The sequence below is a fragment of the Bacillus sp. C28GYM-DRY-1 genome (assembly GCF_030519405.1).
GTDB classification, from domain to species: Bacteria; Bacillota; Bacilli; order Bacillales; family Bacillaceae; genus Bacillus; species Bacillus spizizenii_A.
This window is the reverse complement of sequence record NZ_JAUMKF010000017.1, coordinates 1-19,736: the sequence shown is the minus strand read 5'-3', so window position 1 is coordinate 19,736 and position 19,736 is coordinate 1. Positions and strand designations below refer to the sequence as shown.

The 19,736-nt window shown below is 42.5% G+C and carries 24 protein-coding genes and 1 other RNA gene; 8 read left to right on the top strand and 17 right to left on the bottom strand.

The annotated features are described in order from the left end of the window. Window positions 1–10: 10 nt before the first annotated feature. The gene (gene kdgR, locus Q3W56_RS15370; RefSeq protein WP_302896090.1) at window positions 11–1,030 is read right to left on the bottom strand and encodes a pectin utilization transcriptional regulator KdgR; all 1,020 of its coding nucleotides are present in this window, start codon (window positions 1,028–1,030) and stop codon (window positions 11–13) included. A 221-nt stretch (window positions 1,031–1,251) separates the two neighbouring features. Between kdgR and kduI the strand changes: the two genes are divergently transcribed. Further along, window positions 1,252–2,079 carry a 5-dehydro-4-deoxy-D-glucuronate isomerase gene (gene kduI, locus Q3W56_RS15365; protein WP_302896089.1) on the top strand — a complete coding sequence of 276 codons (828 nt, stop codon included), beginning with the start codon at window positions 1,252–1,254 and terminating at the stop codon, window positions 2,077–2,079. Between the two features lies 1 nt (window position 2,080). After that, window positions 2,081–2,845 (top strand): 2-dehydro-3-deoxy-D-gluconate 5-dehydrogenase KduD, encoded by a 765-nt coding sequence (gene kduD, locus Q3W56_RS15360; RefSeq protein WP_302896088.1) that lies wholly within the window; start codon window positions 2,081–2,083, stop codon window positions 2,843–2,845. 42 nt (window positions 2,846–2,887) lie between these two features. Here the strand turns inward: kduD and Q3W56_RS15355 are convergent, their stop codons facing one another. Both Q3W56_RS15355 and Q3W56_RS15350 read right to left on the bottom strand, forming a co-directional pair. Continuing rightward, window positions 2,888–4,813: an ATP-dependent DNA helicase gene (locus Q3W56_RS15355; protein WP_302896087.1), complete on the bottom strand. Its 1,926-nt coding sequence runs from the start codon at window positions 4,811–4,813 to the stop codon at window positions 2,888–2,890. Window positions 4,814–4,916: 103 nt separating this feature from the next. Then, window positions 4,917–5,108, bottom strand: coding sequence for a hypothetical protein (locus Q3W56_RS15350; protein WP_302896135.1), 192 nt, complete (start codon window positions 5,106–5,108; stop codon window positions 4,917–4,919). 162 nt (window positions 5,109–5,270) lie between these two features. Between Q3W56_RS15350 and Q3W56_RS15345 the strand changes: the two genes are divergently transcribed. Further along, entirely contained in the window at window positions 5,271–5,423 is a 153-nt protein-coding gene (locus tag Q3W56_RS15345) for a YpzG family protein (RefSeq protein ID WP_010327933.1), read from the top strand. A gap of 52 nt (window positions 5,424–5,475) precedes the next feature. Here Q3W56_RS15345 and Q3W56_RS15340 read toward each other — a convergent pair whose 3' ends face one another. The 9 genes from Q3W56_RS15340 to Q3W56_RS15300 form a co-directional block, all read right to left on the bottom strand. Continuing rightward, complete coding sequence (locus Q3W56_RS15340) at window positions 5,476–6,633, bottom strand: THUMP domain-containing class I SAM-dependent RNA methyltransferase (RefSeq protein WP_019714735.1); 1,158 nt, start codon at window positions 6,631–6,633, stop codon at window positions 5,476–5,478. Window positions 6,634–6,730: 97 nt separating this feature from the next. Beyond that, window positions 6,731–7,112: RNase P RNA component class B (gene rnpB, locus Q3W56_RS15335), an RNA gene on the bottom strand. A gap of 65 nt (window positions 7,113–7,177) precedes the next feature. Next, complete coding sequence (gene gpsB, locus Q3W56_RS15330) at window positions 7,178–7,474, bottom strand: cell division regulator GpsB (protein ID WP_019714736.1); 297 nt, start codon at window positions 7,472–7,474, stop codon at window positions 7,178–7,180. A 75-nt stretch (window positions 7,475–7,549) separates the two neighbouring features. Beyond that, window positions 7,550–8,095 carry an SLOG family protein gene (locus tag Q3W56_RS15325; protein ID WP_302896086.1) on the bottom strand — a complete coding sequence of 182 codons (546 nt, stop codon included), beginning with the start codon at window positions 8,093–8,095 and terminating at the stop codon, window positions 7,550–7,552. An 88-nt stretch (window positions 8,096–8,183) separates the two neighbouring features. Next, complete coding sequence (gene cotD, locus Q3W56_RS15320; RefSeq protein WP_080010318.1) at window positions 8,184–8,408, bottom strand: spore coat protein CotD; 225 nt, start codon at window positions 8,406–8,408, stop codon at window positions 8,184–8,186. Between the two features lie 83 nt (window positions 8,409–8,491). Next, window positions 8,492–8,620, bottom strand: coding sequence for a hypothetical protein (locus tag Q3W56_RS15315; RefSeq protein ID WP_119996594.1), 129 nt, complete (start codon window positions 8,618–8,620; stop codon window positions 8,492–8,494). Window positions 8,621–8,719: 99 nt separating this feature from the next. Further along, on the bottom strand, window positions 8,720–9,970 hold the full coding sequence (locus tag Q3W56_RS15310) for a ribonuclease H-like domain-containing protein (protein ID WP_302896085.1): 1,251 nt from the start codon (window positions 9,968–9,970) through the stop codon (window positions 8,720–8,722). A gap of 14 nt (window positions 9,971–9,984) precedes the next feature. Next, window positions 9,985–12,234, bottom strand: coding sequence for an ATP-dependent helicase MrfA (gene mrfA / locus Q3W56_RS15305; protein WP_302896084.1), 2,250 nt, complete (start codon window positions 12,232–12,234; stop codon window positions 9,985–9,987). Between the two features lie 103 nt (window positions 12,235–12,337). Next, window positions 12,338–12,844: a PTS sugar transporter subunit IIA gene (locus Q3W56_RS15300; protein WP_268400692.1), complete on the bottom strand. Its 507-nt coding sequence runs from the start codon at window positions 12,842–12,844 to the stop codon at window positions 12,338–12,340. Between the two features lie 139 nt (window positions 12,845–12,983). Between Q3W56_RS15300 and Q3W56_RS15295 the strand changes: the two genes are divergently transcribed. Continuing rightward, on the top strand, window positions 12,984–13,406 hold the full coding sequence (locus Q3W56_RS15295) for an Hsp20/alpha crystallin family protein (RefSeq protein ID WP_302896083.1): 423 nt from the start codon (window positions 12,984–12,986) through the stop codon (window positions 13,404–13,406). Window positions 13,407–13,426: 20 nt separating this feature from the next. Here the strand turns inward: Q3W56_RS15295 and Q3W56_RS15290 are convergent, their stop codons facing one another. After that, on the bottom strand, window positions 13,427–13,795 hold the full coding sequence (locus Q3W56_RS15290) for a YppG family protein (protein ID WP_268400690.1): 369 nt from the start codon (window positions 13,793–13,795) through the stop codon (window positions 13,427–13,429). 184 nt (window positions 13,796–13,979) lie between these two features. Between Q3W56_RS15290 and Q3W56_RS15285 the strand changes: the two genes are divergently transcribed. Further along, complete coding sequence (locus tag Q3W56_RS15285) at window positions 13,980–14,168, top strand: YppF family protein (protein WP_003225611.1); 189 nt, start codon at window positions 13,980–13,982, stop codon at window positions 14,166–14,168. A 39-nt stretch (window positions 14,169–14,207) separates the two neighbouring features. Here Q3W56_RS15285 and Q3W56_RS15280 read toward each other — a convergent pair whose 3' ends face one another. After that, on the bottom strand, window positions 14,208–14,579 hold the full coding sequence (locus Q3W56_RS15280) for a YppE family protein (protein WP_019714743.1): 372 nt from the start codon (window positions 14,577–14,579) through the stop codon (window positions 14,208–14,210). 45 nt (window positions 14,580–14,624) lie between these two features. Continuing rightward, window positions 14,625–14,870 carry a DUF5446 family protein gene (locus Q3W56_RS15275; protein ID WP_019714744.1) on the bottom strand — a complete coding sequence of 82 codons (246 nt, stop codon included), beginning with the start codon at window positions 14,868–14,870 and terminating at the stop codon, window positions 14,625–14,627. A gap of 198 nt (window positions 14,871–15,068) precedes the next feature. Between Q3W56_RS15275 and sspM the strand changes: the two genes are divergently transcribed. After that, window positions 15,069–15,173 (top strand): acid-soluble spore protein SspM, encoded by a 105-nt coding sequence (gene sspM, locus Q3W56_RS15270; protein ID WP_302896082.1) that lies wholly within the window; start codon window positions 15,069–15,071, stop codon window positions 15,171–15,173. A gap of 24 nt (window positions 15,174–15,197) precedes the next feature. Here the strand turns inward: sspM and Q3W56_RS15265 are convergent, their stop codons facing one another. Beyond that, a complete protein-coding gene (locus Q3W56_RS15265) occupies window positions 15,198–16,160 on the bottom strand; it encodes a DUF2515 domain-containing protein (RefSeq protein WP_302896081.1) in 963 nt (320 codons plus the stop codon). A gap of 40 nt (window positions 16,161–16,200) precedes the next feature. On the opposite strand from Q3W56_RS15265, the gene recU reads away from it, so the two are divergent. Together recU and Q3W56_RS15255 are read left to right on the top strand one after the other, a co-directional pair. Then, a complete protein-coding gene (recU, locus tag Q3W56_RS15260; RefSeq protein ID WP_302896080.1) occupies window positions 16,201–16,821 on the top strand; it encodes a Holliday junction resolvase RecU in 621 nt (206 codons plus the stop codon). Between the two features lie 21 nt (window positions 16,822–16,842). Next, entirely contained in the window at window positions 16,843–19,590 is a 2,748-nt protein-coding gene (locus Q3W56_RS15255) for a PBP1A family penicillin-binding protein (RefSeq protein WP_302896079.1), read from the top strand. Between the two features lie 61 nt (window positions 19,591–19,651). On the opposite strand, the gene Q3W56_RS21040 is transcribed toward Q3W56_RS15255, so the two are convergent. After that, window positions 19,652–19,736, bottom strand: an 85-nt coding sequence (locus tag Q3W56_RS21040) for an IS3 family transposase (protein WP_131121716.1), incomplete at its 5' end; no start/stop codon positions are given.

Below are 19,736 nucleotides of genomic sequence, written 5' to 3'. Positions count from 1 at the left end.
GCACCTAGGATTAAAGTGACTGTCTCATGATGACTTCTGCCTCTAATTCAATGGTTTGAGGGGCACCCTTGTCACCTTCAATCCTTTTCAATACACGTTCCATCGCCGTCCTGCCCATATCATGTGACGGCTGGGCAATCGTTGTAATGCCCGGACCGATCAGTTTATACCATTCCGTATCATCGAACCCAGCAATCCCTATATCTTGAGGGATGCGCAGGCCAAGCTCTTCCATACAGCTGATGATTTTCAGCATAATTAAGCCGTTCAAAGCCAGAATCGCTTTTTTTTGCTCCGGCATATCTTTGTGAAAAGAACGAAGCGCCACCTTGAGCTGCTCCTTATTTTTTGCGTCAATTTCATACATTCTTACAAGACCGTTCGCATTTTGGGCCGAAGCCATTTCCTGATACACAGTTGCTCTTTCTGCACGAGGGCTGATTGATGAAATCGGTTCGGTAAACAGCGCGACATCCGTGTACCCTTTGCTGTAAATCTTTTGAAGAATCTCTTTTGTGATCCTTCTGTTGTCAGTCGTTACCGTATCCAGTTTCAGATCCGGAAGTTTCCGGTCAATTAATATCGTTGGAATTTGCTGCTCGGCAAAGGCCTGCAGTACATCCTTGTTTTCTCCGGTTGCGTTTAAAATCAGCCCTTCAACCGAATGGGCTTCAAGCTTTAAGAGCATATCCCGCTCTTTTTCAGGGCTGTTATCTGTGTTGCATACCATAATGCTGTAGCCATATTGATCACAAACCTCTTCGACTCCTCTGAAAGCCGCGACTGAAAAAGGATTTGTAATGTCAGCTACAACAAATCCAATTAATTTGCTTTTTTTTATTTTCAAACCTTGTGCCATTTTACTTGGTCGATAATTCAATTCTGAGATTGCCTTTTTAATGTTTTTCACTTTTTCAGGAGAAATCGCATCAATTTTTCCGTTGATATAGCGGGAAACTGTCGATTTTGAAACTCCTGCATATTCAGCTACGTCTTTGATGGTCGTATGGCCTGTTGTTTTCTTTTTCATTCAAGTGCTCCTGTATCTCATATATTTGAAACCGATTTCAAAACCGTTACAACAAAAGAATACCATATTTTTAAAAATTAGAAAGAGTTTTTTTAATAATGTGCTTATTCACAATTTTTCCGTTGACTCTTTTCACTATTTATCCTAAAATTTTCTTTGAAACCGTTACCAAAATATTTTCATTCAAGTGATGCTGAAATCCTAACCAAGGGGGAAATACAATGGAAAATCGTTATTCTGTACACCCTGAACAAGTAAAACGCTTTACAACAGAGGAGCTTCGCAGTCATTTCTTAATGGATACTTTATTTACGGAAAACAAACTTACGATGTATTACTCACATGAAGACCGGGTTGTCATCGGCGGCGCCGCTCCCGGGCAAGGTGAATTGAAGCTTGATGCCGGGGATTTCCTTAAAACAGATTTCTTTTTAGAACGGCGTGAAATCGGGATCATTAATGTCGGCCAGCCAGGCGCTGTCAGGGTTGGTGATGATGAATATGTGCTTCAAACAAAGGATTTTCTCTATATCGGAATGGGCAATCAGGATGTAGCATTTACAAACCTGAACGGAGAACAAGCTAAGTTTTACTTCGTTTCCGCTTGTGCTCATCAAAGCTATCCGACGCAAAAAGCCGCTCTTTCAGAACTGACACCGGCACGGCTTGGCGATGATGCAGCGTCTAATGTTAGAAGCTTGTACAAGGTCATTCATCAAGATGGCATTAAAAGCTGTCAGCTTATGATGGGAATTACAATGTTAGATCAAAACAACAATTGGAATACCATGCCGGCACACGTCCATGACCGCCGGATGGAGGCTTATCTTTACCTTGATCTTGAGAAGGATTCGAAAGTGTTTCACTTCATGGGCCAGCCGGATGAAACACGCCACCTAGTTGTCGGAAATGAGCAGGCTGTCCTTTCTCCTGCCTGGTCTATCCACTCTGGCGCAGGAACATCAAACTACAGCTTTGTGTGGGCGATGGCTGGAGAAAACTACACATTCACGGACATGGATGTCGTTCCGATGGATGGGCTGAAATAAGATGAGTTATCTACATGACGCCTTTTCATTAGAAGGAAAAACAGCGTTGGTCACAGGACCGGGAACGGGAATCGGGCAAGGAATTGCCAAAGCGCTGGCCGGGGCTGGCGCTGATGTTATCGGCACAGCACATAAAAGCAGTCTGTCTGAAACACAGCAGCTTGTGGAACAGGAAGGCCGAACGTTTACACCTTTTACATTGGACATGAGCAAGCCAGATGCAATAAAGGATTCTGCAGCTGAGCTGTTTGAAAACCGGCAGATCGACATCCTTGTCAATAATGCCGGCATTATTCATCGGGAAAAAGCGGAACACTTTGCAGAAGAGAACTGGCATCACGTACTGAATGTCAATCTAAACAGCTTGTTTATTCTCACACAGCTGGCAGGCAGCCACATGCTGAAAAGAGGATATGGAAAGGTTATTAATATCGCTTCTCTCCTATCTTTTCAAGGCGGTATCCTCGTTCCCGCTTACACAGCGAGCAAACACGCGGTTGCCGGTTTGACAAAATCATTTGCAAATGAATGGGCGGCGTCCGGTGTTCAGGTCAACGCAATAGCTCCGGGCTATATTTCTACCGCGAATACACAGCCTATTCGGGATGATGAAAAGCGAAATGAAGACATTTTGAAAAGAATCCCAGCCGGCCGCTGGGGAAAAGCAGATGATATCGGAGGAACCGCAGTCTTTTTGGCATCACGTGCTTCAGATTATGTAAATGGTCATATTTTAGCCGTTGACGGCGGCTGGCTGGCCCGCTGACAAAACAAAAAAGCTGACGAACACGATCGTCAGCTTTTTCTATTACATCATATGCGGTTTAACAGGCAAGACCTTTTTGACTTCATCAATGATGCGTTCATTTTCTCCGCCAGCGTAAATGTGAATCGAGCCGTTGTCTTGATTCGAACGAATCAGACGCCCGATGCCCTGTCGTACGCGTAATAACATATATGGCAAATCAACTTCTTCGAACGGATCTTTTTTCGCCCCGTTGCGTTTCGCTGTAAATACCGGATCATGAGGAGGGAATGGCAATGACCAAATCGTAACATTCTTCAATGCATCACCAGGAATATCGAGTCCTTCCCATAAGTGAACCGAACAAAGTACGGTTTCCTCTTCCTCTTGGAATTTCTCCACTAAACTGCTGATTTCCTCATCACCTTCAAAGAAAATCGGATACGGCAGCTCCCAAGCCGACGATAGCTGCTTAAACTCGTTTAATTCCTCAAAAGAAGGGAAAAGCACCAGCGTTCTGCCTTGATAATGTTTGATTGTTTCAATCGTTTCAGCCGTTTTTTGTTCAGCAGCCATATCTCTTTTCGCATATAGATTTACGGTCATTTGCTCGTCATAATCATAAGGAGAATCAACGGTTAATGACAAGTAATCGTGAATTCCGAGACTGTCGGCAATATAATCAAACGAACCGCCTTCTGACAGCGTGGCAGAAGAAAAGATATAAGGAATTTTCTTAGAAAACACTTTTTCGCCAAGCACTTCCGCTACCGTTCTTGGCATCACAACAAAGGTTGATTCTGCTTCCTTTTTCTCAAGCCAGCTGATCGCATCCTTTTGATATAGAGATAATGAATACGCCATTTGTTCAACATATTCTTCCACAACTGACAGCTCGTATTGATCAATCGTGTACATTTCAGACTCGAAAACAAGAGCCTCACCGATTTTATCAAGCAAACGGCAAAGCTCGTCCGCCGCCTTTTTGACACGCTGGTCATTTTTTATTTCTAAACGGTGTGAACCGGCTACTTCTTTTGATTCTTCAGAAAGAACATAGAAAAACTCATCGTTTGCAGCAAGCGCATCTTCAATCAGTTCAGCAAACTCTTCTCTGATGTCATTTTGAAGCAAACGTTCTAAAAACAATTCAAGAGTAGACTGTTTCACTCTGTAGGTTAACGCTTTTTGTGCAGCAAACTCTAACAGATGCCCTTCATCAAATACAACTGCGCTATGATCAGGCAAGAGCGGCAGCTGGCCCTCTCGTTTGCGCGGTTCTTCCGTCCACACATGCTCCATATAAAAATCATGGGAACAAATGATCAAGTCCGTTGACTTGCGGTAATAATCTCTGGAAAGTGTCAAACCGCATCTGTGTCTCATATCACAAGTCAGACAATCCTGAAACGAGTCGTAGCTTACTTCAGACCATTCTTCATTCGATAAATTTGCGTACTGCTTACGATCGCCATACGGATAAAAGCGCTGCATCGCCTGTGATTCATGAACAAATGACGGTAATGACTCATAAAGATCCAGCCATTGATCATCATCAGATCGCTGCATCGTTTTTTCAAGCTTCTTCAAGCATAAATATTGCTCATGGGACTTCGACAGCCTTGTATCAATATTCAGGTCCAAATGCTCAGCCAGCTTTGAAATATCGCCTTCTTTTTTCACTAGCTGTTCGATTAATGTTTCATCAGCACAAGCGATAATGGCAGGTTTGCCGACATATCTTGCATAGCTGATCGCGAAAAGAAGATAAACCAGCGTTTTCCCCGTTCCCACTCCAGCTTCAGCAAACATGACTTTTTTCTCTTTAAACGCCCGCTCCAGCTGAAAAGCCATAAATACTTGCTCATCCCGAAGATCAAACCCTTTCTCGGGAAGGATATCGTAAAACACGTCACCAATCCAATTGTTCAATTCTTCATAAAAATTCTTTGTTTTCGTTAAAGAAAAAGGCAAACGTGATGTTGTCACCTAGTTCCAACCCCCAACTATTCGACATTCAGACCACCAATAATATCATTTTCTACTGATGAATACAATAAAAAAACTTGGCAATGCCAAGTTTTTTTACAACTTACTTTCGATTGATCACATGCGCCGATAAAAAAGGATGGTCTGTTGAATAAATATGTTCCACCGCTTTTTCTAAATCATTTAGTGCATGCGACATCACAGACGGAGACGAATCAGTCCCGAGCTCCTTCAGCTCGTTGGCTGTTGTGTCAAGCGCCCTTTGAATAAGTTTAAAATGTTCGCTGTTCAGCATGAGATCACCTCTGATTGAAATAATCATCATTGTATGCGAACTTTTCATTTTATATACATGCTTTCCGCATGTTATCGCGGAAATATGCACAAACTACATTCGATATTCCGTACCCAGAATATCCGTCTTATCAACAATATTCTATCAGGGAGTGATGTTGACATGAGTTATAGAAATCGATTAGATCAGCATTCTGAACTGTTTCATCACAATTGGACGCGGCCTAAACGTTCTAAGTCTCAAGTAAACGGTCACACAGAAATGTCCCAAACCAACATTATATTGAGAAGCAACGCGAAAGCGCACCGTTGGTAACGATAGAATATGGCTGAAAGATGAAAGAAGACGCATGCAGAGCGTCTTCTTTTTATGCGTTTTCTGTTTTCTTGCGCTGTGGTCTTACGTTTGACCAGTATTGATAATAATCCGTTTTAATAAATCCATTAAAGAGCTTTCGTTTCTTCGTCGCTTTTCTGCCGTATGCTTCCTCAAAATTCTCATTTGATGTCAGCATATACACAGACCAAGTATCAAGCGGTTTGAACGCCTGTCCCATTTCTTTGTACATCTGCTCAACGGCTTTTTTCTCGCCGAGACGTTCTCCGTAAGGCGGATTGCCGACAATTACGCCAAACTCCAGATTTGTCGTGAAGTCCTTGACCTGCATCTGCTTAAATTGGATTAAATCCCCCAACCCTGCTTCCTCTGCATTCTCTTTTGCGATTTGAACCAAGCGGTGGTCTATGTCGCTTGCGAAAATCGTAAGAGGCTGGTCATAGTTCGCCTTTTCTTCGACTTCAAGCCGTGCTTTGTCCCACAGATCTTTACCGATCCATTCCCAATCCTCAGAGACAAAATCGCGGTTAAAACCCGGGGCGATGTTTTGGCCGATTAGCGCGGCTTCAATTGCGATCGTTCCGGAACCGCAGAAAGGATCGACAAATGGACGGTCCGGGGTCCAATTGGTTAATTGCACTAAAGCGGCAGCAAGTGTTTCTTTAATCGGCGCGCCGCCCTGATCAACACGGTATCCTCGTTTGTGGAGGCCTGTCCCTGACGAATCCAGCGTAATCACCGCCTGATCTTTCAATAAAGAGATTTCCACCTTATACTCGGCACCCGTTTCTTCAATCCAGTCATTGGCTTTGCCGGACTGTAGCTTGAGCTTTTCAACAATTGCTTTTTTGACGATCCGCTGACAGTCAGGAACACTTGCAAGTGTTGATTTTACTGATTTCCCGATGACAGGGAATTTCCCGTTTTCAGGTATAAATGAGCGCCAGTTAATCGCTTTCGTTTTTTCAAATAGTTCATCAAATGTTTTCGCTTTAAAAGAAGCTACCTGAACCTTTATACGGTCGGCTGTTCTAAGCCAAAGGTTCGCACGGCAAATGGCAAGCGCATCACCTTCAAAAATCACTTTTCCGTTATCAACCTTGCACTCGTATCCTAAATCTCGTACTTCCTTAGCGACAACAGCTTCAATGCCCATCGGAGCCGTTGCAATTAGTGTATACTTCGTCATCGTATCACCCTGTCTTTAAAACTTTTCTCTTTTCAAGATAAAAGCTCTCCTTATAGGGAGAGCTTGTTTTCATCATTTTAATGTAAGTGGTCTAACGTTCTGTAAGCCATGTTTTGTTCCGTCGTACTGCAAACGGCTCATCACCTCGTACTCGGGCGGCAATCATCTATCTACAGAAAGCATTCTGTCCTTCTCTCCGTTGAATTCCGTTAAGAAGGTTCCCCTACCTAAATTTGGGTTTCTCGCTCGAGGGGTTTACCGCGTTCCACTCTCACCATTTCTAGTGAGACTTCGTCACTGTGGCACTTTCAAGGATACTTAGCCATATCCAAAGGACGTAGGCTTTTTTCCTGCCGTCAGCCTCTAAAGGCTGCCCTAGCTTATGACTTCGCTAGGCACGAACACTACGGGCATCTCAGCACCGTGCGAGCATGGACTTTCCTCTACAGATTCAAGATCTGCAGCGATTACCCGAACGTTAAGAACATGACTTATTATATAACAACTGATTGCAATTTACAAGCGCCATTTTTTTCAAACGCGATCAATCGTAAAGCTTGCTGCCAAAAACGTGTTTTTCTAAGTTGGACAGCCGTTTTAAAATATCAAAGTTTGTTGTGTTAGATTGCACAGGCTGTTTTTTGCTGGCTTCTTCAAGCTGTTTTTTCAGCTGCAGATTTTCCTGCTGCAATTCTTCAATTACTTGATGGAAGGTTTCATAATCCTTAATAATCATATCTAAAAATTTGTCAACGTCTTCTTGCTTGTAGCCTCTAACGCCTGTTTTAAATTCTTTTTCCAAAATTTCTTTCGCAGAAAGCTTTACTTTATCAGCAAGCATCTTTTTCACCTCGTATTGTGAATCATTACATATATTTTTTCAGAAAACTGTACGGTTGTCAAATTTCTCTTATCGCTATGAGTAGCTGTCTTCCTCTACTGTGACTCTCAAGTCATCCATTGTGATAAAGTAAATGGGATAGCCATCCTGTTCGCGTCTCTTTTCAGCCGTCTCAAGCATGTACCTTGGAGAACCTTCCCTCTCAGGATCATACAAAAGCATCAGCGCGTCTGATTTTTCTATGAAGAACTGATTTTTTTGTTTAAACTGAAGTGGGCTTTCATACGGCCTGTGAGTCAGGCTTTCTTCGTAGTCAGCCTGTGCCAGGACAGCTTCATAAAGCTCCTTATTGGGCTCTTTCCAGTTCTTATCCTGATCGTAAAAAGGAGTAATCACAGCCACCTTTAAATCAGGGTATTCCTCCTGCAGATCATATGCCGCTTCAGCCGCCCACAGTTCCGCCCCAAGCTGGCCCGATATTAAAATCCATTCTAAGCCCTCGTCTAAAAATCCGACCAGCCGGTTTTTGATCGCTTTTTTTATGTAATACAGTGCCTTATCATCATGTTTAAAAATCCCGAGTTCAAATGGCTTGTATCCTGTTACTGCCAATACTTTCATTCCTTCACCTGCTTTAAAAAATGGGGCTCCCATTGGGCCCCATTTTGATGTGCTGTTTGTTTACACCATCAAGCTGCACGTTTCCATACTAGTCGCAGCAAGGTCTTCCTGCTTGAAAATGCTGATGCGTTGCCGGATCAACATTTGAGAAAGTGTGTGGAAAGTAGTGAACGTGCTGAAAATGCTGGTGATTTACGTTTGTTGTGTGCTGTGGGTGAATATGCGGCACGATAGTATTTGAAAACGTATGGTGTTCACAGCAATGAGTAGGATGGACAATCGGCGCCATCATGTGCGGTCTGCAGTGATGCATAATGAAATCCCCTTTCCATAATCTTTATTACATTACTAAGTTATGAAAAATAAGGGGTACATGTTCTAATACAAAGACCTATTTTAAAAGTGTACAATTAAGCTGTCTTTAAAGTTTGAAAACACGAAAGCAATCAAAAATACCACAACAAAGAACAAGTAAAAAACACCCTTATACATACCAACTCTCCCTTTAAAAATAACTAACGTCATTTTACAGGATTCGCCGCTATTCTACAACAAAATCAATGTGAATTCAGCAAAAAAATTCATGGCGAAACAAGTCGTCTTTTGCGCTTTCCCGGGGAATATTTACGAGGAATATTTCCTTTTCAGCCGGGCTATTCTCTCATGCAGTTTTTCTGCTTTCTTTTCTGTTATGAATGCCGCATCGTTAAGTAATTGTTCTGCTATATACAATGCTTTCCCAAACTCTTTTTTCTTATGTTCAAAATATTTCGCAAGCTCTATCATAGCAGCGTATCTGCACTTCTGATTTTGGGAGCGAGACAGCTTTTCCCAAAGCGGCACTGCTTCCTCCAACCGGTTTTGTTTTTTGTACAGGAGTGATAAGTCCAGCCGTGCTCTGTCCTCATCCTCAAACGATTTTTCTTTAAGCCTTTCGAGCTGTTTGACCGCTTGGTCCGTTTCTTTATGGGCCATAAACCATTTCGCCATGGCATAAGCTTCACTGTGCTCAATGTGCTCTTTTGGCGCATAAGATGCTGACAGAATTTTTTTAGACATATGAATGTACAATGAAATGAGCGAGAGCACATCCATTTCATTATGATGCAGGACTCCCTTTAGAAGATCAGGCTCTTGCGCCTTGATAAAATGAAAGTAAAGCATTGGCGCCAAGTAGCCCGGTGTGTCTTCCTGTCTTCGTATGCCGAGCTCCTCTTTTTCAACCGTCCCAAGTGATACGCGGTCCATTTTGTGTTTCCATAGGCGTCTTGCCCCATGCAGAAGGTCAAAGTGACCGAACTCCGGAAGCTTCGGAAGTCTGTCACGGATCAATGTGTGCCTTGTTTTCACCTGCGGCCAATCAAAGGCTTTTCCGTTGTAGGTTACAAGTGATGTAATGTCAACCTCGCTTAAAAAGCTTTGATACAAGGCGACTTCATTCCCCGGTTTGGGCAAAAGATGCTGTTTGACTGTCACTCGGTCTTCATATACTCTCGCATGACCAAGCAAAAAAATGGTATTTCCGGCTCCGCCTCCAAGACCAGTTGTTTCTGTATCAAAGAAAAAGAGACTGTTTTTGTGATACCCTTTTGCTGACAAAGTATGCGACAGGCTGCTTTGATTCCACAGTCTGGTCACTTCATCAAGTTCAGAAAAACGGTATAACCCATGGCGGTGAGAAAGCGGATATTCTACTTCTCTGACGAGGCAGTATTCATCTTCGAAGAAAAAAGGCTTCATGCCAAAAGCCTCCCACTCTTCTAGAAACGGAATTTTAGCGTAATGGTTTTCTTGTTTGCCTGCTTCTATTTTATGTTCTCCTTCGTCAAGCACCATATGCTTTTTCATTCGCTGGAGTTTCCCTTTTAATGACATACCTGACCTCCTTCTTACGACATTTGATCCAACAGCCGCAACATTCTTTCTTTTGCTTTTATCCCTTCTATTTCGGTACCTATACAAGACGGACAGCCGTCATGACAAGGACATTGTTTAATGAGCTGTTTTGCGGCTTCATTAATGTCTGAAAAACGTTTGAAGACTTCCTCAGCCAAACCGATGCCGCCCGGATAATGATCGTACAAAAAGATCGTCGGCAATCCGGTATGGGCTGCTTTGATTTGAGAAATGACATGAACATCGTTTCGGTCACACATTATATACACAGGGACAATATGCTGCAGCACATTTGAGATGCCATGAAGCAGCTGTTCCAGCGTCTTTTCCCCGATGTCTTCATCTGCTGCTTTGATTTCAAGCCAAGCTGCACTTGTGTGCAGTTCTTCTTCCGGCAAATGAATAGGACCAGACCCGATATTTTCAAAAGTGGTCATTTTAATTTTTTTAAAAATGGTCGGCAGGGCATTGACAGTGACGTCACCATAGTGCAATGACGTACGGCTTTTTTCCTTCGTTTTATCAATTTCTAATACTTTTAACTGAACTGCCAGGTTTGCATCTGTATAATATTCGACATCGACTTTTCTGACATAAGCCTTTTTATGGTCCCAGTCGAGCTTCTCTACTTGATATTGAATCCCTTCATGCAAATAAATCGCTTCATCATGCAAAAGCGTCATCGCGCTAAAACGATCCATTTCACCGATAATCCTTACATTTGCAATATCCGATTGATCAACAATAACGACATTTTCCTGTGAAGCGGACCGCAAACTGATATTTGATGCGGGGAATGATTCACTTGCCCAATGATACCGTTCGCCGTTGCGATGAAGAACGGCCTCTTCCTGAAGGTACTCAAGAATATCACTTACATCCATCGGCCCAAACTCTTCATCAGCTCTAAAAGGAAGCTCATAAGCCGCACACTTTAAGTGGTCTACTAAAATAATCAAATTCTCCGGATTGATTCTTGCAGATTCCGGCGAGCGGTTAAAGAAATATTCGGGATGCCGAACGATATATTGATCGATCGGCGTTGAATTGGCAACCATGATAATCAAAGACTCACCGTGTCTTCTGCCGGCTCGGCCCGCCTGCTGCCATGCACTTGCCACACTTCCGGGATAACCCGTCATCACACACACTTGCAGCTGGCCGATATCAACACCAAGCTCCAAGGCATTCGTACTGACCACTCCTAAAATGTCACCTTCTCTCAAACCTCTTTCAATTTCTCTTCGCTCTTTCGGAAGATAGCCTCCCCGATAGCCTCTGATTGACTTTGTCCCAATCTCTTTTTTCACAAGCTCTTGAATATGGCTTAAAATAATTTCCACCCTGACTCTGCTTCTGGCAAAAACAATGGTCTGCACTTTGTTTTTTAGGAACTCTTTCGCCAGTTCATTCACTTCTGCTGTTGCACTCTTTCTAATATTCAACGGCTTGTTCGCAATTGGCGGATTATAAAACACGAAGTGCTTCCGTCCGCTCGGGGCACCATTGTCATCGACCAGCCGCATCGGTTTGCCCGTCAGCTGCTCTCCCAATTCCTTCGGGTTGGCAATTGTTGCGGATGTACAAATAAAAACCGGATCACTTCCATAAAAACGGCAGATTCGCTTCAGCCGCCGGATCACATTCGCCACATGGCTTCCGAAAACACCGCGATACGTATGAAGCTCATCGATGACGATATACTTAAGGTTTTCAAACAAGCTGACCCATTTCGTATGATGCGGAAGAATGGCAGAATGCAGCATATCGGGGTTTGTAATAACAATATGACCTGCTTTTCTCACCTTTTGTCTGATTGCCGGAGACGTATCCCCGTCATATGTAAAGCTTTTAATATCAATGCCCATTTCATCAATGATTTCATTAAGCTCGCTTTTTTGGTCTTGTGCCAGCGCTTTAGTCGGAAATAAATATAGCGCCCGGTTTGTTTCATCTTGTGCGATGGACTGCAGGACTGGGAGATTATAGCATAACGTTTTTCCTGATGCGGTTGGCGTTACGGTAACAATGCTTTCTCCTTTTTGCACAAATTGAAAAGCGGAAAATTGATGGGTATATAGTTCATCAATGCCCCTTTTCGAAAGGGCTGCTTTTATTCTTTCATCTATACTTTCAGGCATCGGCCTTGTTCTTGCCTCACGAGGCTCAATTTCATGCCAATTCACAACGTTTTCATTTCCTTTTAACTCAGAAATGAGCTCAGTCAGTGATTTCTTTTTCATTTCTTTACACCTCTTTGTCAAGTACAGTTTACCGAATATTTGTTTGCATGGCTAGGTGCAAATTTTATACAATCGAACAAAAAAAGCAAGGCATACGCCCTGCTTATTTCGCTTTTATTGTAAGGAGCTTTGTTTCACCTTTGCTGGCAGCCTTTTCGCCTGCCGGCACAATTGATCCTACAGCCTCACCATTCATAATAACGATTGGGATGACTGTACTGCTCGCTTTTTCTTTTATCAATTCCAAATCACACGTAATCAGCGGGTCACCGACCTTCACCTTGTCCCCTTCTTTGATGTGGGCAGTAAACCCTTCTCCGTTCATATTGACCGTTTCCAGCCCAACATGAATTAACAGCTCAATGCCCGAGCGAGTCCGAATGCCAACGGCGTGTTTGGTGTGGAAAATCTGAATCACTTCACCTTCAGCAGGTGAAACGATTTCACCGTTTGAGGGTTCCACCGCTATTCCTTCCCCCATCATTTTTTGTGAAAAAACAGGGTCCGGCACATCTGTCAGGTCCATTACCGTACCGTCTGCCGGAGAATAAATAACCTCTTCTGTCACTTTTTCCTGAGTTTTGCCCATTCCGAATAATTTTTTCAGCAATGTGTTTTCTCCCTTCTCATTCGCTTCAACCGTTATCCCTTCATTCACCACTATTTAACCACACTTTCAATTTCGCTTCAATTTATAACAACATCTGGCATAGGCGCATAATCTGGATAAAAAAGAGGCGGTGGCAGATTTGGAATTCAATGATGACAAAAAGAACGAGTTGCAAAAGAAAGAAGAAAAAATAATTACGGAGGCGATGGATCATCTTTTTCAATCCTCAGCATTCGGCAACCTATTAAACGGATTTCAAAACCTGATCAACTCGAGTGTTAAGGATGTACAGACGACTATACATGTCAGAGAAAGAGATACCGGGCTGTATGTTGATATTGCCATTCCAGCTACGTTTCGTGATGGCGAGATTGCCGTTGATAGTAGATCGCGGTATCTGCATGTAACACTCCAAGAGAAACAGAAACAGCAAAATGAGGCTACTTTTACAAGCATGACGAGAACAGTCCAGCTGCCTTATGAAGTACACCAAGAAGACATGGAAACATCTTGGAACGAGCAGACAATGACACTTTTCTTTCCAAAAAATAAGCATGAATGAACGATTCATTCATGCTTCTATCATTTGAAAAAGCTAGTAAATCCCTTTATTAAAGATCCGACCTGATTCATTGCACTCATCACTTGACCTGTCGTATCCATCATTTTATTAAAATCAAACTGCCCGTTGGCTTTTTTGAACTGCGACATAATATTTTGGAATTGTGTGGGCTGCTGCTGATTAGGCCTCGGGATCGGATAAGGGTTAGAAAATACAGGCGGCTGCATAGGCATAGACTGATTCGGAGCATACGGCTGATAATATTCCTGCTGCCCATAATGATGCTGCGGGAAGTATTGCCCAGGTGAAAACTGCTGATAATGTCCCTGCATTTGCTGAGGATCATAATAGCCCATTTGCCGAGGATAGCTCTGAGAACTCCTGTTCATTGCGATTCCCCCTAAACTCTACATGTTTCTTCTATATATGTATGAATGAAATCTATTGTTTGTGTCACAGGTCCTGATTCGCGTTTGTCAAATTGTGTCGAAAGTTTAAATTTTTTAAAAACAGAAAAAAGTCGAATCATTATGGTACCATATTTTCAATACAGATGAGAGGGGATGCACCATAATGAACGTATCATACTTAAGCAAACGTTTTGCAGAAATGAAGAAATATGAAACAGACTGTATGAATAAACTGATGGACTTTGCCAAGTTCCTCTATATTCAAGGACATCTCAGCACAACTGAGTTTCGTAACAGTATGAAGGTTCTCGAAGCAAATGGAGCAGAAAGCCCGGCATATGAGTTGAATTAACGTCCGGCCCCCTATAACAAACCTAAAAGAAGACAGCCTTTACCGGCTGTCTTCTCTTGCCATTTCATCCTTTACTGCGTGCAATGTATAAAGGACTGACTCAGTAATGTCCTTGAATCGTTTTTTATGAATATGATGAACATATGATTGAAGGACCAACTCCAGAAAATTATCCTTTACGGTCTCGATTTGCTCTTTATGCACATATTTCGGACGGCGGGCTTTTATGAATTCAAGCGCCCCTTGCGCCCAGCGTGCCGCCAGATCATCATTCTCTTCTACTGCAGGCTTTATCGTCTCAAAAAAATCATAAGAAAGATCACTGTCTTTTCCTTCATGATATCGATCCGCACCTTTTTCAGCAGCTTTAATCATTTGCTCGGTCATTTCCAGCAACGTTTGTGATTGCAATACCCTTCACCTCAATGCTTATCGTACCAAATTTCACTCGCAAATTCAGCCGATGCGGTATACCTTTTCAAACGCATACCTGTGTTGAGGCGATTGGCACAGCTCGTTTATACAAATCTGAAGGTCCATGAGTTCTTCTTCAAGCACACTCAAGCGATCGTTTTCCGTTTCCCTCATCTCAGCCTCAAAGGCCATTAAAGAATGATTTATGCTTTGCTCAGCTCGGGTTAATTCATCTTCTATATCAGAAAGCATACGGAGAATATCTGTTTTGCTTACGTAACCGGACATTCGTGTACCTCCCTTTCCTCGTCTCTCCCGGTTAACATTCTTTGCTCTTCAGGCTCTTTCCTTCCTCATGACAAAACTAGAAGCAAATCGCCAAACAAACAGGCATTCCACGAAAAGCTGAAGTTTTCGACAGAAACACCCGCAAAAATTGTATGATCCTCTCCCTTATTGCAAACGATACTTGTGAGGAGGTGCCGTATGAAAACAAGATCGAAAAAAGCCGGCCAGCAAAAAAAGACTAAATCAAAAGCAATTGATTCTTTAGATAAAAAACTAGGCGGCCCGAACCGCCCTTCTACGTAAGAAGCAAGGAAATTCCTTGCTTCTTTATTTTTTCAGCCAATGCTCCACCGCAAAAAGGGCATGAAGCTGGCGTTTTTTTTGTAAATACCAGTCTGTCAATTCAATCTGCTTCGGCAATTCCTCACGCCTAAAGAACGCTTTCTTTATCTTTCCATGAAACCAATCTGTTTTCTCTCCGTCTAATGAGTGGATTACCTCAGAATAGCATGTCCTTAACATAGGAGATGTTCTTTTTGTGATCCCGATCATTTTTTCCATATCAAAACGGGAGCCTGTATGCGGCACTGTGTGCAAAAATTGATAAAAAGAGGAGAACAATTCCGGACTGAACAGCAATTGAGACAGCTGCTTTCCCAGTCTTACCCTTTCCTCTGTCTTTGAAAAGCGTTTCACTGAAATACCGTAAAGAAACCCGTCTGAAGAAGGAAAAATAACCGTGTTAAAATGAAACCAATCACTTAAATAAAAAGGAATCGTGTCAAAAACATTCTTTTTAAACGAAGGATTTTGTATAATAGGTGTTTGGATAGTGTTTTGTTCATTTATAATGAGAGCATACATCAGCCGCTCCGTGTTGCGCTCATGCCAAAAACGGGTCCATTCTTCCGTCATAAAATGTGAGACGCCAAACACATGCAGGTGATGGAACAGCGGTTTCCCGATTTTTTTTGACCAGTGGTACAATAGAAGCTGCGGATAGGCATCCGAAAAAATAAGCCAGTTCGCTCTTTCATAGGCTAAGAAGAACCACTTTTGCTGTCCCTCACGGAGTCCAAGCTGAAACAGACTGCCTTTTAAGTCAGTCATTGACCAGCCGGCATTGCGAGAAACAAAGGATGCCAAAAGCGACCATTTAATTTCCGGATGACGGTCATAAAACGTTTTATATGCGTTCGTTCTTGAAATATTATCTGCGTTTTTTGATTTTGTCTGCCGCTCAATCCGGCTCAGAAGCTTTCTGATGGTCTGTTGTTCTTGCACGTTCATTCACTTCCGTCATGAATAGTTTAATAAGGAGGATGAGAAAGTGATTCGGTATCCTAACGGAAAAACATTCCAACCGAAACATTCGGTTTCATCCCAATACAGTCAGAAAAGGGCCCCGTCTTACAGTAATCGCGGAATGACCCTCGAAGATGACTTAAACGAAACGAATAAGTATTATCTGACAAACCAAATTGCCGTTATACACAAAAAGCCGACACCTGTTCAAATTGTAGATGTCCATTATCCAAAAAGAAGCGCCGCAGTGATTAAAGAAGCTTACTTTAAACAATCATCGACAACAGATTATAACGGGATTTACAAAGGGCGGTATATTGATTTTGAGGCGAAAGAAACGAAAAACAAGACCTCTTTCCCCCTGCAGAATTTCCATGACCATCAAATTGAGCATATGAAGCAGGTAAAGGCTCAAGACGGTATTTGTTTTGTTATTATATCCGCTTTCGACCAGGTTTATTTTTTGGAAGCCGATAAGCTGTTTTATTTCTGGGACAGAAAAGAAAAAAACGGCAGAAAATCAATTCGAAAAGATGAGTTAGAAGAAGCAGCCTATTCGATTTCTCTTGGATACGCACCTAGAATTGATTATATTAGTATTATTGAACAGCTTTATTTTTCGCCAACATCTAGTGCGAAAGGTTGATTAACGAAAGGTTGAGATGTTATGTCAGATCAATTTAACAGCCGTGAAGCTCGACGAAAAGCGAATAGCAAATCGAGGCCTTCACCGAAAAAAGGCAAGAAACGAAAAGGCGGATTGTTTAAAAAGACCCTTTTCACTCTACTCATTCTGTTTGTTTTAGGTGTAGTCGGCGGTGTGGTAACATTTGCCGTCATGGTTTCAGATGCCCCATCACTAGACGAAAACAAATTGAAGACGCCTTATTCATCGACAATTTATGATAAAAATGGAGAAGAAATCGCTGAATACGGCTCCGAAAAGCGGACCTACGTCTCGATAGATGAAATTCCCGATGTTGTAAAAGAAGCCTTTATTGCGACAGAGGACGCCCGTTTTTATGAGCACCACGGGATTGACCCTGTCCGTATCGGAGGTGCCTTAGTCGCTAACTTTACAGATGGCTTCGGGGCTGAAGGCGGAAGTACGATCACACAGCAGGTCGTCAAGAATTCCCTTCTTTCTCATCAGAAGACGCTGAAACGGAAGGTGCAGGAAGTTTGGCTATCGATTCAGCTTGAACGCAATTACTCTAAAGATGAAATTTTAGAAATGTATTTAAACCGGATTTATTTTTCTCCTAGAGCTTACGGAATCGGAAAAGCGGCGGAAGAATTTTTCGGCGTCACAGATTTAAGCAAATTGACTGTGGAACAAGCTGCGACACTTGCGGGTATGCCGCAAAGCCCGACAGCGTACAATCCCGTTAAAAACCCGGATAAAGCGGAAAAAAGACGGAACATCGTACTCAGTCTCATGAAAAAGCAAGGATTTATTTCTGACTCTCAATATAATAAAGCCAAAAATGTGGCAATGAAAGATGAAGGCGTCGTTTCACAAAAAGAATATGAAAAAAACAATTCAAACAAGTACAGCGCGTTTGTGGAAGAAGTCATGAAAGAAATTGAAGAAAAATCTGATGTCAATCCAGGCACTGACGGATTAAAGATTTATACGACATTAGATACTACAGCGCAAGACAGACTAGATGAATTAATGAACGGAGACACTGTCGGATTTACTGAAGGCATGCAGGGCGGCGTTACGCTTCTCGATACAAAAACCGGAGAAGTCCGCGCGATTGGTGCCGGTAGAAATTCTACTGTTGGGGGCTACAATTACGCCACTCAAGCTCAGCGACAGCCTGGTTCTACCATTAAACCCATTCTCGACTACGGTCCAGTTATTGAAAATAAAAAATGGTCTACCTATGAGCAAATTGATGACTCAGCTTACACCTATTCGGATGGAACTCCTATCCGAGACTTTGACCGCTCCTATAAAGGGCTCATGTCTATGCGTGAAGCGCTGGCACAATCTCGTAATATCCCGGCTTTAAAAGCATTCCAAGCAGTCGGAAAAGATGCTGCGGTTGACTTTGCCAATGGACTTGGACTGGGATTAGATAAAGATACCGTATATGAATCCTATTCTATTGGTGGATTCGGAGAAGGCAATGTTGGTGTCTCTTCACTGACGATGGCAGGAGCATACAGCGCGTTTGGAAATAACGGAACGTATAATGCACCGCATTTTGTAAAATCTATTGAATTTAACGATGGCACGAAGCTTGACTTAACACCGAAATCAAAGTCAGCAATGAGCGATTATACTGCGTTTATGATTACAGATATGCTGAAAACAGCTGTTAAGACAGGTACTGGACAGCTTGCACAAGTACCCGGTGTGGAAGTCGCAGGAAAAACAGGGACAACAAACTTTGATGAAAGTGAAGTCCAAAGGCATAATATCGCAAGCGACGGTGCCCGAGATTCTTGGTTTGTCGGCTACACACCGCAATATACAGCAGCCGTCTGGACGGGTATGGGAGAAAACGAAGCTGGAAAGAAATCTCTTTCAACTGAAGAACAAAAAGTTGCAAAGCGCATCTTCGCCCAGCTCATTGCCGATGTCGATGACGGAAGCGGATCATTTGAGAAGCCTGACAGCGTAGTGGAAGCCACTGTAGAAAAAGGCTCTAACCCGGCAAAACTGGCAGGGCCAAATACGCCAAGCGATAAAAAGCTCACAGAGTACTTTGTAAAAGGCACAGCTCCTTCTACTGTTTCTAAAACCTATGAGAAAAAAGAAAAAGAAGAAGCAGAAAAACTGTCTGGTTTAAACGTGAAATATGATAAAGACAATCAATCTTTGACATTAAGCTGGAAATACGACGGAGATGCGACCTTTGCTGTGAAGCAATCTGTTGATGGCGGCAGCTACTCAGAAATTCAAAACAGCTCTGCAAAAGAGGCAGTCATTTCGGGTGTGCAGCCAGGATCTGTATACAAATTCGAAGTAACAGCCGTCAGTGATGATGGCAAAAGTACAGCTTCCACATCCTATGAAGTGCCGAAAGCTGAAGACGATGAAGACAAAGAAGACCAGCAACAATCGGATGATGAAAATCAAGATGATGAGAAGACTCAAGATGACACACAAACTGATGATTCTCAAACAGATGACAGTCAGACAGATCAAGATCAGACAGATGATTCAACAAACGATCAAGACAAAAAACAAGACGACACGAACACCAATCCGTCTGACAACAGCAACCAAGATCATCCTAACAATAACAACAATAACAATAACAATAATAATAACAGCAGCAACAATCAGGATACATCGGATGGTGATACAAACTCAGATACGAATGGATCATCAGGCTCTGAAACAAATAAAAACAAAACACAAACGAACTCATCATCAACAAATGAAAAAACAAATTAAACAAAAAGCCATCACCTTTGGGGACTGACCCCCGTTTTTGAGACAGGGATCAAAACACCTTTTAAACAGCCAATTGTCGATAGTTTATCGGTGATTGGTTGTTTAGTTTCGTTTGAATACGAATATTGTTATAATAATGAATGTAT

Bases quoted from the DNA above. Each gene is read 5' to 3' on its own strand.
- kdgR (WP_302896090.1), bottom strand. From the start codon at position 1,030: ATGAAAAAGAAAACAACAGGCCATACGACCATCAAAGACGTAGCTGAA.
- kduI (WP_302896089.1), top strand. From the start codon at position 1,252: ATGGAAAATCGTTATTCTGTACACCCTGAACAAGTAAAACGCTTTACA.
- kduD (WP_302896088.1), top strand. From the start codon at position 2,081: ATGAGTTATCTACATGACGCCTTTTCATTAGAAGGAAAAACAGCGTTG.
- Q3W56_RS15350 (WP_302896135.1), bottom strand. From the start codon at position 5,108: ATGCTGAACAGCGAACATTTTAAACTTATTCAAAGGGCGCTTGACACA.
- Q3W56_RS15345 (WP_010327933.1), top strand. From the start codon at position 5,271: ATGAGTTATAGAAATCGATTAGATCAGCATTCTGAACTGTTTCATCAC.
- Q3W56_RS15340 (WP_019714735.1), bottom strand. From the start codon at position 6,633: ATGACGAAGTATACACTAATTGCAACGGCTCCGATGGGCATTGAAGCT.
- gpsB (WP_019714736.1), bottom strand. From the start codon at position 7,474: ATGCTTGCTGATAAAGTAAAGCTTTCTGCGAAAGAAATTTTGGAAAAA.
- Q3W56_RS15325 (WP_302896086.1), bottom strand. From the start codon at position 8,095: ATGAAAGTATTGGCAGTAACAGGATACAAGCCATTTGAACTCGGGATT.
- cotD (WP_080010318.1), bottom strand. From the start codon at position 8,408: ATGCATCACTGCAGACCGCACATGATGGCGCCGATTGTCCATCCTACT.
- Q3W56_RS15315 (WP_119996594.1), bottom strand. From the start codon at position 8,620: ATGACGTTAGTTATTTTTAAAGGGAGAGTTGGTATGTATAAGGGTGTT.
- Q3W56_RS15310 (WP_302896085.1), bottom strand. From the start codon at position 9,970: ATGTCATTAAAAGGGAAACTCCAGCGAATGAAAAAGCATATGGTGCTT.
- mrfA (WP_302896084.1), bottom strand. From the start codon at position 12,234: ATGAAAAAGAAATCACTGACTGAGCTCATTTCTGAGTTAAAAGGAAAT.
- Q3W56_RS15290 (WP_268400690.1), bottom strand. From the start codon at position 13,795: ATGAACAGGAGTTCTCAGAGCTATCCTCGGCAAATGGGCTATTATGAT.
- Q3W56_RS15285 (WP_003225611.1), top strand. From the start codon at position 13,980: ATGAACGTATCATACTTAAGCAAACGTTTTGCAGAAATGAAGAAATAT.
- Q3W56_RS15275 (WP_019714744.1), bottom strand. From the start codon at position 14,870: ATGTCCGGTTACGTAAGCAAAACAGATATTCTCCGTATGCTTTCTGAT.
- sspM (WP_302896082.1), top strand. From the start codon at position 15,069: ATGAAAACAAGATCGAAAAAAGCCGGCCAGCAAAAAAAGACTAAATCA.
- Q3W56_RS15265 (WP_302896081.1), bottom strand. From the start codon at position 16,160: ATGAACGTGCAAGAACAACAGACCATCAGAAAGCTTCTGAGCCGGATT.
- Q3W56_RS15255 (WP_302896079.1), top strand. From the start codon at position 16,843: ATGTCAGATCAATTTAACAGCCGTGAAGCTCGACGAAAAGCGAATAGC.